This window comes from Yinghuangia seranimata (assembly GCF_029953285.1).
Lineage (GTDB): Bacteria > Actinomycetota > Actinomycetes > Streptomycetales > Streptomycetaceae > Yinghuangia > Yinghuangia seranimata.
Genome location: NZ_JASAOI010000004.1, coordinates 48,505 through 62,125, shown reverse-complemented (window position 1 = coordinate 62,125; position 13,621 = coordinate 48,505). Strand labels below are relative to the sequence as shown.

General features: G+C 70.6%; 12 protein-coding genes. 3 read left to right on the top strand and 9 right to left on the bottom strand.

Annotated elements, in window-relative coordinates; genetic code table 11:
* Positions 1-111: 111 nt before the first annotated feature.
* The gene (locus QI554_RS02515) at positions 112-1,467 is read right to left on the bottom strand and encodes an aminotransferase family protein (protein WP_281465288.1); all 1,356 of its coding nucleotides are present in this window, start codon (positions 1,465-1,467) and stop codon (positions 112-114) included.
* 59 nt (positions 1,468-1,526) lie between these two features.
* Positions 1,527-3,038: an aldehyde dehydrogenase gene (locus tag QI554_RS02510; protein WP_281465287.1), complete on the bottom strand. Its 1,512-nt coding sequence runs from the start codon at positions 3,036-3,038 to the stop codon at positions 1,527-1,529.
* A 173-nt stretch (positions 3,039-3,211) separates the two neighbouring features.
* Between QI554_RS02510 and QI554_RS02505 the strand changes: the two genes are divergently transcribed.
* Positions 3,212-3,814: a TetR/AcrR family transcriptional regulator gene (locus QI554_RS02505; RefSeq protein WP_281465286.1), complete on the top strand. Its 603-nt coding sequence runs from the start codon at positions 3,212-3,214 to the stop codon at positions 3,812-3,814.
* A gap of 51 nt (positions 3,815-3,865) precedes the next feature.
* Here the strand turns inward: QI554_RS02505 and QI554_RS02500 are convergent, their stop codons facing one another.
* From QI554_RS02500 to QI554_RS02490, 3 genes are read right to left on the bottom strand one after another with little or no spacing between them, the layout of a single operon-like run.
* A complete protein-coding gene (locus QI554_RS02500; protein ID WP_281465285.1) occupies positions 3,866-5,041 on the bottom strand; it encodes a M20 family metallopeptidase in 1,176 nt (391 codons plus the stop codon).
* Positions 5,041-5,718: a DUF1028 domain-containing protein gene (locus QI554_RS02495; RefSeq protein ID WP_281465284.1), complete on the bottom strand. Its 678-nt coding sequence runs from the start codon at positions 5,716-5,718 to the stop codon at positions 5,041-5,043. Before QI554_RS02495 ends, QI554_RS02500 begins: the two co-directional genes overlap by 1 nt.
* Complete coding sequence (locus QI554_RS02490) at positions 5,715-6,188, bottom strand: RidA family protein (protein WP_281465283.1); 474 nt, start codon at positions 6,186-6,188, stop codon at positions 5,715-5,717. Before QI554_RS02490 ends, QI554_RS02495 begins: the two co-directional genes overlap by 4 nt.
* A 152-nt stretch (positions 6,189-6,340) precedes the next feature.
* Here QI554_RS02490 and QI554_RS02485 point away from each other — a divergent pair, with 152 nt between their 5' ends.
* Positions 6,341-7,267 (top strand): LysR family transcriptional regulator, encoded by a 927-nt coding sequence (locus QI554_RS02485; RefSeq protein WP_281465282.1) that lies wholly within the window; start codon positions 6,341-6,343, stop codon positions 7,265-7,267.
* Between the two features lie 241 nt (positions 7,268-7,508).
* Here QI554_RS02485 and QI554_RS02480 read toward each other — a convergent pair whose 3' ends face one another.
* From QI554_RS02480 to QI554_RS02470, 3 genes are all read right to left on the bottom strand, one after another.
* The gene (locus QI554_RS02480) at positions 7,509-7,928 is read right to left on the bottom strand and encodes a DUF7144 family membrane protein (RefSeq protein WP_281465281.1); all 420 of its coding nucleotides are present in this window, start codon (positions 7,926-7,928) and stop codon (positions 7,509-7,511) included.
* A 651-nt stretch (positions 7,929-8,579) separates the two neighbouring features.
* Positions 8,580-8,960 carry a hypothetical protein gene (locus QI554_RS02475; RefSeq protein ID WP_281465279.1) on the bottom strand — a complete coding sequence of 127 codons (381 nt, stop codon included), beginning with the start codon at positions 8,958-8,960 and terminating at the stop codon, positions 8,580-8,582.
* Between the two features lie 113 nt (positions 8,961-9,073).
* Positions 9,074-9,595: an SRPBCC family protein gene (locus tag QI554_RS02470; protein WP_281465277.1), complete on the bottom strand. Its 522-nt coding sequence runs from the start codon at positions 9,593-9,595 to the stop codon at positions 9,074-9,076.
* Between the two features lie 544 nt (positions 9,596-10,139).
* On the opposite strand from QI554_RS02470, the gene QI554_RS02465 reads away from it, so the two are divergent.
* A complete protein-coding gene (locus tag QI554_RS02465; protein ID WP_281465275.1) occupies positions 10,140-12,491 on the top strand; it encodes an arylsulfatase in 2,352 nt (783 codons plus the stop codon).
* 106 nt (positions 12,492-12,597) lie between these two features.
* Here the strand turns inward: QI554_RS02465 and QI554_RS02460 are convergent, their stop codons facing one another.
* On the bottom strand, positions 12,598-13,596 hold the full coding sequence (locus QI554_RS02460) for an inorganic phosphate transporter (protein ID WP_281465273.1): 999 nt from the start codon (positions 13,594-13,596) through the stop codon (positions 12,598-12,600).
* Positions 13,597-13,621: the final 25 nt, after the last annotated feature.

Sequence of the window (13,621 nt, the reverse complement as noted above, 5' to 3'; positions counted from 1 at the left end):
TCCTCGGGGGGCGTGGGGCGGTGGAGGTGTTCAACGCGAACTGTGCGGGGGCTCGCGCGAACACCGGGCCGTCCCGTCGAGGCCGGGGCTGCGGGACGGCCCGGTAGCCGGTCAGTTGCGCAGTTCGCCGCTCGGCTGGACGCGCTCCAGGACCTGACGCATGGCGGTGACGGCCTCCTTGGCCTCCGCGTCCGTCATGACCAGCGCCGGGGAGAGGACCAGGCTGTGGGCGCAGTCGCGGACGATGACGCCCGTCTCGCGGCGGATCACGTCGGGCAGCAGCGGCTGCGGCATCGGCAGCGGCTCGCGGGTGGTCCGGTCGGCGACCAGTTCGACGGCGAGCATCATGCCGACCGAGCGGATCTCGCCCACCACGGGCAGGTCGCCGAGCTGCGCCTCCAGTTCGCGGTGCAGGAGGCCGCCGATCTCGGTGGCGCGGGCGAGGAGGCCCTCGCGCTCGATGATGTCGAGGTTCTCCAGGGCGACGGCGGCGGAGACCGGGTGGCCGTTGTAGGTGTAGCCCATGGGGAAGCCGTGGTCGGCGAGCAGTTGCTCGGCCACGTGGTCGCCGACGAGCAGCGCGCCCAGCGGGATGTAGCCGGACGTGATGCCCTTGGCGGTGACGATGATGTCCGGTGTGACGCCGAAGTGCTGCGCGGCGAACCACGTGCCGACGCGGCCGTAGGCGGTGACCACCTCGTCCAGGATCAGCAGGATGCCGTGGCGGTCCAGCACTTCGCGCACCCGCGGCCAGTAGTCGGCCGGCGGGACGAGCATGCCGCCGACGCCCATGATGGGTTCGCCGATCATCGCGGCGATGTTGCCGGCGCCGATCTCCGCGATCCGCTGCTCCAGTTCGGCGATGAGGAAGTCACAGGGGTCCTCGCCGCCGTAGAGCTCGCTGCGGTACGGCCACGGCGGGGTCAGGTGGGAGACGTGGGGCATCATCGGGGCGAAGCCCTCGTGGTAGACCGGGAATCCGGTCGCCGAACCGCCGCCGTAGCCGATGCCGTGGTAGGCCTTGTGGCGGGCCAGGATCCAGGTGCGGGAGGACTCGCCGCGCCGGTGGTGGTAGTAGCGGGCCATCTTGATGGCGGCCTCGTTGCCCTCCGAGCCGCCGGAGGTGAAGTAGACGTGGCCCAGCCCCTCCGGGGCGATCGAGGTGAGCTTGGTGGCCAGCTCGATGGCGCGGTCGTTGGAGAACTCCCAGAAGCTGGTGAAGTACTCCAGCCGCGCCATCTGCTCGTAGGCGGCCCGTGCCACCTCCTCGCGGCCGTGGCCGATCTGCGCGAGCCAGAGGCCGCCGGTGGCGTCGAGGTAGGAGCGGCCGTCCGCGTCGGTGAGGCGGCAGCCGGAGCCGGTGGTCATGACCACACGCTCCGAGACGGAGCCGGGGAGATACGGGTGGATGATGCGGGCCCGGTCCGCTGCCTTCAGTTCGTCGGGGGTCATCGGGACACGGCTCATGGTGGTGCCTTTCATGCGGGGGGGTGAGGAGGCTCAGGCAGGACGGCGGGGGCCGAACGTCAGCCGAAGGAGACCCAGGTCGTCTTCAGACCGGTGTACTTGTCGAAGGAGTGCAGGGAGAGGTCGCGCCCGAAGCCGGACTGTTTGAAGCCGCCGAAGGGCGTGGCGGGGCTCAGCGCGTCGACGGTGTTGACCGAGACCGTTCCGGCGTGGAGCGCCTCGGCGACGCGGTGGGCGCGGCCGAGGTCGCGGGTCCAGACGGAGGCGGCCAGGCCGTAGGGGGAGTCGTTGGCGATCCGGACGGCCTCCGCCTCGTCGCGGAACGGCAGGACCGTCAGCACGGGCCCGAACAGTTCCTCGCGGGCGAGCGGCGCGTCCTCGGGCAGGCCGCTGACGATCGTCGGGTGCAGGTAGGCGCCGACGCGGTCGGGTCGGGTGCCGCCGAGGACGACGCGTCCGCCCGCGGCGCGTGCCGCGTCGACGGCGGCCTGGAGTCGCTGTGCCTGGGCCTCGTCGACGAGCGGGCCGAGCCGGGTGGCCGGGTCGAGCGGGTCGCCGGGTGCGTACGCGGCGGCCTGGTCGGCGACGCGGGCGGTGAACTCCTCGGCGATGTCCTCGTGGACCAGCAGCCGGGTGTTGGCGGAGCAGACCTGGCCGGCGTTGAAGCAGAACCCGAAGGCGGCGCGCTCGGCGGCGGCGTCGAGATCGGCGTCCGGGAAGACGAGGTTGGGGCTCTTGCCGCCGGCCTCCAGCCAGACCTGCTTGCCGTTGGACCGCGCGGCGTAGGAGAGGAAGAGTCGCCCGACCGCCGTGGAGCCGGTGAAGGCCAGCACGTCCACGTCCTCGTGCAGGCCGAGTGCGCGTCCGGCGGTCTCGCCGAGGCCCGGGACGACGTTCAGCACGCCCGCCGGGATGCCCGCCTCGATCGCGAGCCGTGCGAGGAGCAGCGCGGACTGCGGGGACTGCTCGGCGGGCTTGAGGACGACGCTGTTGCCTGCGGCGAGCGCGGGGGCGAGCTTCCACGCGGCGAGGTCGAGCGGGAAGTTCCAGGGCACGACGGCGCCGACGACGCCCAGCGGAACGCGGCGGACGAGGGCGAGGTTGCCGGGCGCGGCCGGGGCGATCTCGTCGTAGAGCTTGTCGGCGGCCTCAGCGTGCCAGGCGAAGCAGCCTGCCGCGCCGGGGACGTCGACGGTGAGCGCTTCGGCGACGGGCTTGCCCATGTCGAGTGAGTCGTACAGGGCGAGTTCGGGGCCGTGCCGCTCGATCAGCTCGGCGAGCCGCAGCAGGCGCTTCTTGCGTGCCTCCGGCGCGAGCCCGGACCAGCGGCCGTCGGCGAAGGCGGCGCGGGCCGCACGGACGGCGTCGTCCACGTCCTCGGCGTCACACGCGGCGACCTCGGCGAGCGCTTTGCCGGTGGCCGGGTCGGTGTCGGTGAAGGTGGCGCCGGAGCGGGCGTCGCGCTGCTCGCCGTCGACGAAGGCGCGGGTCTGCGGGGTCAGGCCCGAGGCCAGGTGCCGCCACTCGGCGGAGGTCGTGGGGATACGGCTTGCGGGGGTGGAGTCGCTCATGGCGGGGAACCTCAGGAGTCCTCGAGGGGCAGTCGACCGCGGTCACGTCCGCCGGGTCTGGCACAGCTGCCCGAGTTCTTTGAACGCAGATTCAAACAACGGGTTAAGCGTGCGTCAATGGCAGAAGCGCATCGGATTGTGAAATCTGCGATTCACATCAGAGAATGGGGGGCATGGCACGCCCCAAGAACCAGGAAGCCCGCCGCGGAGCGCTCATCGACGCCGCCGGACGGGCCATCGCCGACCGCGGCATGGCCGGCCTCCGCATCAAGGACATCGCCGCCGAGGCGGGCGTCTCGGCGGGATCGGTCCTGTACTACTACCCGGAGCTGGACGACCTCGTGGTGGCCGTCCACCAGGACGCCGTCGAGAACTACCTGGCCGAACGGCAGCGCCGCATCGACGAACCCGACGGCCCGGTGGCCCGCATGCGCGCCGCGCTCGCCTCCGGCCTGCCGTCCGGCCCGGACGACGCGGTACACCGGCTCTTGTTCGAGCTGCACGGCGTCGCCGACCGCAGCGCCGCGCACGCGGCGCTCATGGCGTCCCTGTTCGCCCGCGAGGCGGCCCTCTACTCGACGCTGCTGCAAGTCGGCGCGGCGGCAGGCGTCTTCACACTCGCCGCCCCGCCGAACGACCTCGCACGCAACCTCGTCGCGATGGAGGACGGCTACGGGCTCCACATCGTCGCCCACAACCCCGCGGTCGACCGCGGAACGGCCGTGGCCCTGCTGACCGCGCACGCCCGCGCGGTCACCGGCTGCCCGGATCTGTGAGCCCCTGGCTCATACCCCCGCACGCAGGGGCCGCGGAATCGTCCGCTGCCCTCAGCCGACCGCGGTGAGATCGGCCGCGGTCAGCGCGAGCGCCAGCGCGCCGTCGAGCAGGGCGGCATCCGCCGCCGGAGTCGCGCACGCGGCGGCGAACTCGCGCTGGTGGTTGACGGCGGGGAGCGAGTCGATGCCGATGTACGGGTGCAGGGCACGCACGACGCGGGAGACGTTGCCCATGTCGGTCGACGCCCGGTTCATCCGCGCCGCCGGATCGCCGGGCGCCGCGAAGCGGCGGCCGATGCCCTCGGCGTTGCGGCGGTAGAGGGCGACCAGCTCCGCGTCGTTGCGGAACTCCGAGTACGGCGGTGACTCCGGCTCGATCTCCAGCGTGCAGCCGGAGGCGAGGGCGCCGGCCTGGAAGCACGCCTCGACACGGGCCTGGACGCGTTCCAGCTCTTCCAGGTCCGCGGCGCGGACGTACCAGCGCCCGTCCGTCCGCTCCGGTATGGCGTTGGGCGCCTCTCCCCCGCGCGTCACCAGCCCGTGCACCCGCGTGTTCGACGGCAGTTGCTGGCGGAGCAATCCGATGCCGACCTGGGCGACGGTGAACGCGTCCGCGGCGTTGCGGCCCTGCTCCGGATAGGCGGCGGCGTGGGCGGCCCGGCCGGTGTACCGGACGCCCAGGTGCGCGACGGCGAACGGCTCGGCCTCGGCGACGTCGACCGGGCCGGGATGGACCATCATCGCCACGTCCACGCCCGCGAAAGCGCCGCGCTCCAGCAGGAGGATCTTGCCGCCGCCGCCCTCCTCGGCCGGGGTGCCGAGGACGGTGACGGTCAGCCCGAGGTCGTCGGCGACCCGGGCCAGGGCGGCGGCCGCGCCCACCGCCGAGGAGGCGATGAGGTTGTGGCCGCAGGCGTGCCCGAGGCCGGGCAGCGCGTCGTACTCGGCGCAGAGCGCGACGTGCAGTGGACCGCTGCCGATGCGCGCGGCGAAGGCCGTGGGCAGCTCGCAGACGCCTGGCGTGACCGTGTAGCCGAAGTCGTCGAGGAGCGAGGCGGTCCAGCGGGCCGCCTTCTCCTCCTCCCACGCCGTCTCCGGGTTCGCGTGCAGGCGGTGCGACAGCGAGAGGAGGCGGTCGGACGTCCGCCCGACCGTCTCCGCCAGCAGGGCTCGGACGGCTGCGGGGGCCTGAACGGGTGTGGTCTCGGTGGTTGTCTCGGGCCGCATCAGAGGTTCCCGGGGACGCCGTAGCTGGGCGCCAGCTCGGGTGCGAGCGCGCGCTGGACGTAGGCGTCCTGCTGCGGCTCCCACAGCCGCCACAGGGTGCCGAGTGCGGCGACCGGGTCGCCCTCGGTCCAGTCGACGCGCAGGTCCGTGACCGGCCAGGGCACCGCGTCCGCGACGAGCAGCCCGGCCGAGTGGACCGGGCCTTCCTCGCCGCCGTCCGAGAGCCCCGCCGCCAGCGCGTCCAGGAGGCGCCGCGCGAGCGGGAGTTCGGGCTGCGCGGCGAAGGCGGCGACCATCGCGTGCGGTACGCCGTCGTGCCGCAGCATGTTGCCGGCGGCGACGCAGTCGTCGCCGACGGCCTGGGCGTGGGTGCCGAGCGCGCCTTCGCCGGTGAACGCGGCAGGGTCACCGGCGGCACCGACGGCCGTCACCTGGCGCCAGGCGATGAGGGTTTCGGTATCGGCGGTGTGACGGACGGCGTCCGACGCGTTCGCCCCGGCGGCGATCAGGTCGAGCAGCCGGGGACCGAGCCGGGGGTCGGTGACGTTCTGCGTGCACGCCGCCCCGACTCCCGCTCGCACGTGCGCACAGCGGGAGGCGACCGCCGGGCTGGAGGAGGCGATGGCCACCCCGACCTGCCCGGTGCGGGGGCACCGGGCGGCGATGGAGAACGTCACAGCAGCTCCCCGCGTTCGGCGGCTTTGGCGTGGCGGATGGCGGCGGCCTCGGCCCGGCGCGAGGCCGGGATGACGGCGGTGGCGTCGATCTCCACCAACCACTCCGGCCGCGCGAGGGCGGAGACCACCAGGCCGGTCGAGACGTAGTGCACGCCCTTGAGCCAGCGGCCCATGACGCGGTAGACCGGCTCGCGGAAGCGGATGTCGGTGAGGTAGACCGTGATCTTCACGATCTCGTCCAACGCGCTGCCGGACTCCTCCACCAGCATGGCGATGTTGGCCATCGCCCTCTCGGCCTGGGCCTCGACGTCGCCGACACCGACGCTCTCGCGGGTCTCCAGGTCCTGCCCGATCTGGCCGCGCAGGTAGACGGTGTCCTCGGCGACGACTGCCTGGGCCAGGTCGTTGGCGAGGTTCTGCTCGGGATAGGTGTCGACCGTGTTGAAGCGCCGCAGCCGGTCGTGGACCATCGGTTCGCCTTCCTTCCGGGCTTGTAAGGGTGGGGGCGTTCGGCCGGAGGGGCCGCACCACCACTATGGGAGCGGCAGAACCCTGGGTAAAGCAGATCTTTTAGTGTTAGGTCATCTTGGATTCAGATGACAGTCGGGAGGTGGCGGGAGCCATGACGGAAGCGGTCGGGTTCACGCTGACGCAATTGCGCTACTTCGTCGTGGCCGCCGAGGCCGGCAGCATGACCGCGGCCGCCGAGCGCCTGCTGATCGCCCAGTCGGCGGTCTCCACCGCGGTGTCGAACCTGGAGCACGAGCTCGGCGTGCAGCTGTTCATCCGCCGCAAGGGCAAAGGCCTGGTGGCCACCCCCGCCGGAGAGCGCCTGTTGCTGCAGGCTCGGGAACTCCTCAGCCACGCGCTCGACGTGGCCGCCGAAGCACGCGGCGTCGAGGGCGGGCTCACCGGCCCGGTCCGGCTCGGATGCTTCGTCACTCTCGCGGCCTTCGTCCTCCCCGAGCTGCTGGTCGCAGCGGCGGAACGCCACCCGCAGCTCCGGATCGACGTCGTCGAAGGCGAAGCGGACGAGCTCGACCAGGCCCTGCGCACCGGTCGTATCGACTTCGCCGTCACGTACGACCTCGGCCTCGGCCCCGGCATCGCGCGCGAGACCATCACGTCCCTCCCCGCGCACGCACTCGTCGCAGCCGACCACCCACTCGCCGGCCGCGGCGCCATCGACCTGACCGAACTCGCCCACGAGCCGTTCGTCCTGCTCGACCTGCCGCACAGCCGCGACTACTTCTGGTCGCTCGTCACAGCCACCGGCATCACCCCGGTCGTCCGCCACCGCTCCCAGAACTACGAAGCGGTCCGCTCCCTCGTCGCACTAGGCCACGGCTTTTCCGTCCTGCACCAGCGCCCGGCGACCGACGACACCTACAGCGGCGCCCGCGTGGCCGCCCTCGCCCTCACCAACGAACACCCACCGCTCGACCTGGTCCTCGCCCGAATGGACGGCGTCCGCCAAACCCCCCGCGCCATCGCCGTCACCCACCTAGCCCACGAGCTCCTGGCCCCCACCCCACCCGCCGACGAATGACCGCCCCCGGCGAGCAGCGCGGCACCACCGGCGACGGCGTTCCGGGCCGCGAGGTCCGCGTGGACATCTACAAGCGCTACGGCTGGGGCGATCCGAACGGGGAGGAGAAGAGGAACCCCATCGACATCAAGGTCAACAAGGTCGGCCAGGACGACATGGCGCACTTGAACACCACCGGCCTAGCCCGTGGACACCGAACGTCCAGAGCTCGTGTTGCAGAGACAGGACCGACCGGGCGGCCTTACCCGTTGCTTCGTCGTGGGCCGGTGCAGAGGGCCCAGATGACGGCGATGTCGATCGCAATCACCACGATTGCCCACACCGGGTAGTAGGGCAGCCAGATGAAGTTCGCGACCAGGCTCAGCCCGGCGAGGAGCACGCCGATGATGCGGGCCCAGAGGGCGCCGCTGAACAGCGCGATGCCGGCGAGGAGGATGACGATACCGAGGATCAGGTGGATCCAGCCCCAACCGGTGGTGCTGAACGAGAAGGAGTAGTTGCGCGTCTTGACGATGATGTCGTCTTCGGCGATGGCGGCGATGCCCTGGAATATCGCCAGGGTGCCGCCGAAGATCATCATGACCCCGGCGAAGACGGTCCAGCCTGACGGGGCTTTGGTGGCGAAGGGGCTTGTACTCGTTCCCTGCGTGTTCGTGGTCATCGTGGGCCTCCTAGACGAGGCAGTGGTGTCGGGACGTCCCCCGTCTTCCACCCTGACCCGGTCGGCAGGACTCGGCGACTCGGCCTCGCGTGGTGGGCGTTGCGGCTGGACGCGCCCGCATCGACCACGCCCCACGCTTCGGCGCCTGGTGCGCGCCGGGCCCGGGAACCGGTCCGGCGAGGCGTCACGACGACGATCGCGGCACCGGCAAATGCGGCAGCCCCGCTCGCTCGCCTTCAACCAGGTCTGCAGGATGCGGCGTGCCTCTCGGTACGGCACCGGCCCGCGGTCTCAGTTGCGCATCGGCCGGCTCGTGCGGAGCGTCGGCATCCGGGTTGCCGAGCCCGAGGCGCCGCAGCCCGAGGGCCACGTGCGCCGCCGTGGGCAGTCGGGACGCTGCGGCCACGTCGTAGTCCGTGGCTGTGCGCGCCGAACTCATGTGCGCTTGGTGGCCCAGGCGGTGTTCTGACCCGGCGCGTGGTTCCGTCTCCATGCGCGGTGAACGAGCGCGGGTGCGGCACGGTCGCGGGTCATGCGGAAGTCGGCGTCCTTCCCGGCGGCGGTCCCGGCGGCGGTCCCGGCGGCTGGGCGTCGCGTCTGCGTATGACCGCGCAGGGCGTCGCCGGGCAGGCCCTGGGCCGTGGTCCGCTCTCAGTCTTCGGCGTCGAGCAGCCAACGCAGTTCGATCTCGAGCCATTGGCTTTCCGTCCGCCAGGTGTCCAGAGCGGTCACCAGCCGGCGGCTCAAGGCGTCGACTGTCAGGGTGCGCCAGGAACAGCACCCCAGAAACTCGAGGAGCACGTCGATTCGCTCGTCGTGCCGCGTCACGGGCACCGTACCGGTCGCTGCGTGACCATCAACGGCCGCAAGTGCGCGACGACTCACCATCTCGGGGGTGAGCCTGCGCCACCTATAGGGACCGAGGGTCTGTATGACCGCGCGAACGCGCACATCGTTCAGGGAGGACTGCTGCACTTTATGAAGCTCTCCCTCTTTGGCGCCTGAAAACGAGCCCGGCAGTGCAACGACCACGATCTTTTCGAGGCGGCCCGGGGCAGATTCGTTTCACACCATATGCCGGACTCGGTGTCGGCCGCCATGACCCCGATCACGGCCACGCCGCTTCGGCCTTCGCCGAGCAGGGGCTATCCGGACCGTGCCCGTGAGCGCGGCGCGTTCCGGTCCTCCGCGTGCAGTCGGACCGCGCGCAGGACGTGCCGTTGCATGACCTTGACGAGCGGGCGGCTCGCCCACAGCAGCGGGGTGGCGGGCGCGGCTGCTTGGGCGGCGAGGGTCCAGGTGAGACGCGAGCCGCCCGGAGCGGGTTCGACGACCCAGTCCTCCGCGACGTGGCGCAGTCCGGGGAGGGAGGCGCCCACGGCGCTGAACGTGTAGCGCTTGTTCTCCTCCCATCGGAAGAAGCGCTCGCGTACGGTGAGCAGCCGCAGCAGCGTAACCTCGCGAGTCGTCCCCGGGCCGGACGGCGGGTCCGGATGCCAGACAAGAGCGGTGAACGCCAACGTCCATTTGACCAGAGAATCGCCGGTCATGATCTCCCAGCTGCGCGCAGGCGGCGCGGCGACGTCCACGGATTCCACAGCCCGGAATGGCGCGGACTTCAAAAAGACGTCCCCGCTTTCGGTGAGCGGATACCAGTGCCCAAACATGAAATGCCACCTCCGCGCATCGGACGGCGGAAAATCGCTGTATTTCCTGGCCATTCCCTGGGCGAACGACTTGACAGTCGCCGTGCGCGACCGCCCAGGGCGGGAGTACGTGGGCCCGGTCCATTGTCCGCCTGCCATACCGCAGAGGCATGTCGAACGCACTGGGAATTACCCGGAAAAGCGTGCCGGAAACACGGCGCACACCCAACTGGCATCCGCCTCGGGCGGCCCCTACGATGAATATCGTGCGATGCGCGCAGAAGGGTGGGACCCGAAACTCTCAACGGTGGGTCGCCTACCCGTATATGCCGTGCGCCATCTCGCGGCACCCGCCGTTCGAGTGGAGCGGGGGCCTTGTGTCACTACGCGCGTCTTCGCGGGCGTTCCACGGTCTCCGCGATAGCCGGAACCGGTTCGTCGACGCCCGCACGTGTGCTGGGCGGGCACGGTACGCCTGACCGACTCCTTCGGCCACCCCATGACGTCCCTCCGCCTGCCAGAGCGACGTACCCGCATGGGATCGACCAGAAGGAGGACGGGCGCGATGCCTGTTAACGAGTACAAGCCGGGCAGTGCGTTTCCTGGAGTCATCGGGCGGACGACGGACCAGTCCAGCCCGGCGTGGCCGGAGCCGATGCGCGCCGTGCCCGGGGCGCCGAACGTGTTGTTCATCGTCCTGGACGACACCGGCTACGGGCAGTTCGGCTGCTACGGCAGCCCGATACAGACCCCGAACCTGGACAGGCTCGCCGCCGGGGGCCTGCTGTACAACAACATGCACACCACGGCCCTGTGCTCGCCGTCGAGATCGTGCATCATGACCGGCCGCAACCACCACGCCAACGGCCTGGCGGCGGTCACGGAGATGGCCACCGGTTATCCCGGCTACAACGGCAACATCCCCTTCGAGAACGGTTTCGTGTCGGAGATGCTGCTGCAGCACGGATACAACACGTACATGCTCGGCAAGTGGCACCTGATGCCCTCGGAGCAGGAGTCTCCGGCAGGACCGTACGACCGCTGGCCGCTGGGACGCGGCTTCGAGCGGTTCTACGGATTCCTCGGCGGCGACACCAACCAGTGGTATCCGGACCTGGTCTACGACAACCACCAGATCGATCCCCCTGCTTCACCGGAGCAGGGCTACCACCTGACCGAGGACATGGCGGACAAAGCGATGGCGTTCATCGCGGACGCCAAGCAGGTCGCCCCCGACAAGCCGTTCTTCATGAACTTCTCCACCGGCGCCACGCACGCCCCGCACCACGTCCCCAAGGAATGGGCCGACCGCTACCACGGTCAGTTCGACGACGGCTGGGACGTGTACCGGGAGAAGACTTTCGCCAACCAGAAACGACTCGGGGTGGCACCATCCGACGCCGAGCTTTCCCGGCACGACCCGGACGTGCCGCAATGGGAGTCCCTCCCGCCCGAAGCCCAGCGCCTGGCCGCACGCATGATGGAGGTCTACGCGGGCTTCCTGTCCCACACCGACCACCAGATCGGCCGCCTGATCGACTTCCTCGACGAGACCGGTGAACTCGACAACACGCTGATCATGGTCGTCTCGGACAACGGCGCCAGTCCTGAGGGCGGTGCGACGGGTACCGCCAACGAGGCGCAGTTCTTCAACAACGCGCCCGAGCCCCTCGAGGACAGCCTGAGGGCGATCGACGACCTCGGTGGCCCCACGACGTTCAACCACTACCCCTGGGGCTGGACGTGGGCGGGCAACACGCCCTTCCGGCGCTGGAAGCGGGAGACCTACCGGGGCGGCGCGAGCGACCCGTTCCTGGTCCACTGGCCGCGCGGAATCAAGGCGCGGGGTGAGGTACGCACCCAGTACGCGCACCTCATCGACATGGTCCCCACCGTGCTGGACGTCCTCGGAGTCGAACCGCCCGAGACGATCAAGGGTGTCACCCAATCGCCCCTCCACGGCGTCAGCTTCGCCCACACCTTCGACGATGCGTCCGCGCCCAGCCTCCACCGCACCCAGTACTTCGAGATGCTGGGCCACCGCGCCATCGACCACGACGGATGGCGCGCGGTATGCCCGTGGCCGGGTCCCTCGTTCACGGAGTCGGACAAGCCGTTCGGCACCCCCATCACCTCCGAGATGCTCTCGGCGCTGGATGCCCACAACTGGGAGCTCTACCACGTCGACGAGGATTTCGCCGAGACCCGCGACATCGCCGACGACCACCGCGACAAGCTGATCGAGATGATCGCCCTTTGGTACGTCGAGGCGGGGAAGTACGGAGTGCTGCCCATCGACAGCAGCACCCTCGCGCGCATGATGGTCGAACGCCCCCAGATCACCAAAGCCCGCGATTCGTTCACCTTCCGGCCCGGCACCCAGACCCTTCCGGCGTCCGTCTCCCCCCGGGTGCTCAACCGCCCCCACAGCATCACCGCCGATGTGGAGATCCCCGTCGGCGGCGCCGAAGGCGTGCTGATGAGCCAGGGCACCAGCGCCGGCGGCTGGGCCCTCTACCTCAAGGACGGCAAGCTGCACTACACGCACAATTACGTCCGCCGCACGTGGGACACCGTCACCTCCGAGGGTCCGGTACCCGAAGGCCGGCACGAGCTGCGGTTCGAATTCGAGCCGACCGGCAAGCCTGACCTCGCCACCGGCAAGGGCGTGCCGTGCCGGGCCCAGCTTTACATCGACCGCCAACTCGTCGGCGCAAAGGACTTTCCGGTCACCACACCGATCATGTTCAACCCCGGCGGCGTCACCTGCGGAGCCAACCCCGGACCGTCGGTGACCCCCGCATACACCTCGCCCTTCCGCTTCACCGGCACGCTGCACACCGTGACGATCGACGTGTCCGGCGAGCTCATCACCGACGCGGAGAGCGAGATGCGCATGCATCTGGCCCGTCAGTAGTCCGGCCGGCTCGGCCCCCGCGCCGCGGTCGGCGATCGACCGCGGCGCGGGGAGCGACGCCACTTCGCCGACGACGGAGAGGCCACTCGGTGTGGGCGGCGGGTCGTCAGATGCGGAAGAGGTCGTGGGCGATGAGGTAGATCACCGCGGCGACGAGGCCGGCGCCGGGGAGGGTGAGCACCCAGGCGACGACGATGTTCCGCGCGACGCCCCAGCGGACCGCGGACAGGCGCCGGGTGGCACCGGCGCCGAGGACGCCTGCGGTGATGGTCTGCGTGGTGGAGATCGGGGCCTTCCAGATGAACGCCGTCGCGTACAGCACGCCGGCGGCGGTGACCTCGGCGGCGAACCCGCGGGGCGAGTCGAGGTGCACGATGCGGCGGCCGAGCGTGCGGATGATGCGCCAGCCGCCCGCGTAGGTTCCGGCGGCCATGGCGAGGGCGACGGAGAAGATGACCCATTCGGGCACGTCGAAGCTTTCCTGGTAGCCGACGGTGACCAACGCGAGGACGATCACGCCCATGGTCTTCTGGGCGTCCTGCAGGCCGTGGCCGAGTCCCATCGCCGCCGACGAGGCGGTCTGGGCGACCTTGAACCGCCGGTTGGTGGCCTTGGGCTGGGCTCGTCGGAACAGCCACAGGATGGTGACCATGAGCAGGTAGGCGATCGTGAACCCGATCAGCGGGGACACCAGCATCGGGATGACGACCTTGTCGACCAGCTCGCCCCACTTCACCCCGGTCGAGGCGCCGAGCGCCGCGCCGACCAGGCCGCCGATCAGGGCGTGGGACGAGGACGTCGGCAGGCCCAGGCGCCAGGTGATCAGGTTCCAGGCGATGGCGCCGATGAGCGCCGCGAAGACGACGAGCAGTCCCCCGCGGCCGGTGGGAGTGTCGATGATGCCGGAGCCGACGGTCTTGGCCACCCCGGTGCCCATGTGGGCGCCGATGAGGTTCATGACGGCGGCCATCGCCAGGGCGATCTTCGGGGTGAGTGCGCGGGTCGACACCGACGTGGCGATCGCGTTGGCCGCGTCGTGGAAGCCGTTGGTGAAGTCGAAGGACAGCGCCACCACGACGATGACGATCACCGCAGCAAGGTCCACGGGCTTTCCTCAGTGTCTCGGCGGT

What these genes read in the sequence shown, in the direction of transcription:
- QI554_RS02515 (WP_281465288.1), bottom strand. Translation starts at nt 1,467, where the DNA reads ATGAGCCGTGTCCCGATGACCCCCGACGAACTGAAGGCAGCGGACCGG.
- QI554_RS02510 (WP_281465287.1), bottom strand. Translation starts at nt 3,038, where the DNA reads ATGAGCGACTCCACCCCCGCAAGCCGTATCCCCACGACCTCCGCCGAG.
- QI554_RS02505 (WP_281465286.1), top strand. Translation starts at nt 3,212, where the DNA reads ATGGCACGCCCCAAGAACCAGGAAGCCCGCCGCGGAGCGCTCATCGAC.
- QI554_RS02500 (WP_281465285.1), bottom strand. Translation starts at nt 5,041, where the DNA reads ATGCGGCCCGAGACAACCACCGAGACCACACCCGTTCAGGCCCCCGCA.
- QI554_RS02490 (WP_281465283.1), bottom strand. Translation starts at nt 6,188, where the DNA reads ATGGTCCACGACCGGCTGCGGCGCTTCAACACGGTCGACACCTATCCC.
- QI554_RS02485 (WP_281465282.1), top strand. Translation starts at nt 6,341, where the DNA reads ATGACGGAAGCGGTCGGGTTCACGCTGACGCAATTGCGCTACTTCGTC.
- QI554_RS02480 (WP_281465281.1), bottom strand. Translation starts at nt 7,928, where the DNA reads ATGACCACGAACACGCAGGGAACGAGTACAAGCCCCTTCGCCACCAAA.
- QI554_RS02470 (WP_281465277.1), bottom strand. Translation starts at nt 9,595, where the DNA reads ATGTTTGGGCACTGGTATCCGCTCACCGAAAGCGGGGACGTCTTTTTG.
- QI554_RS02465 (WP_281465275.1), top strand. Translation starts at nt 10,140, where the DNA reads ATGCCTGTTAACGAGTACAAGCCGGGCAGTGCGTTTCCTGGAGTCATC.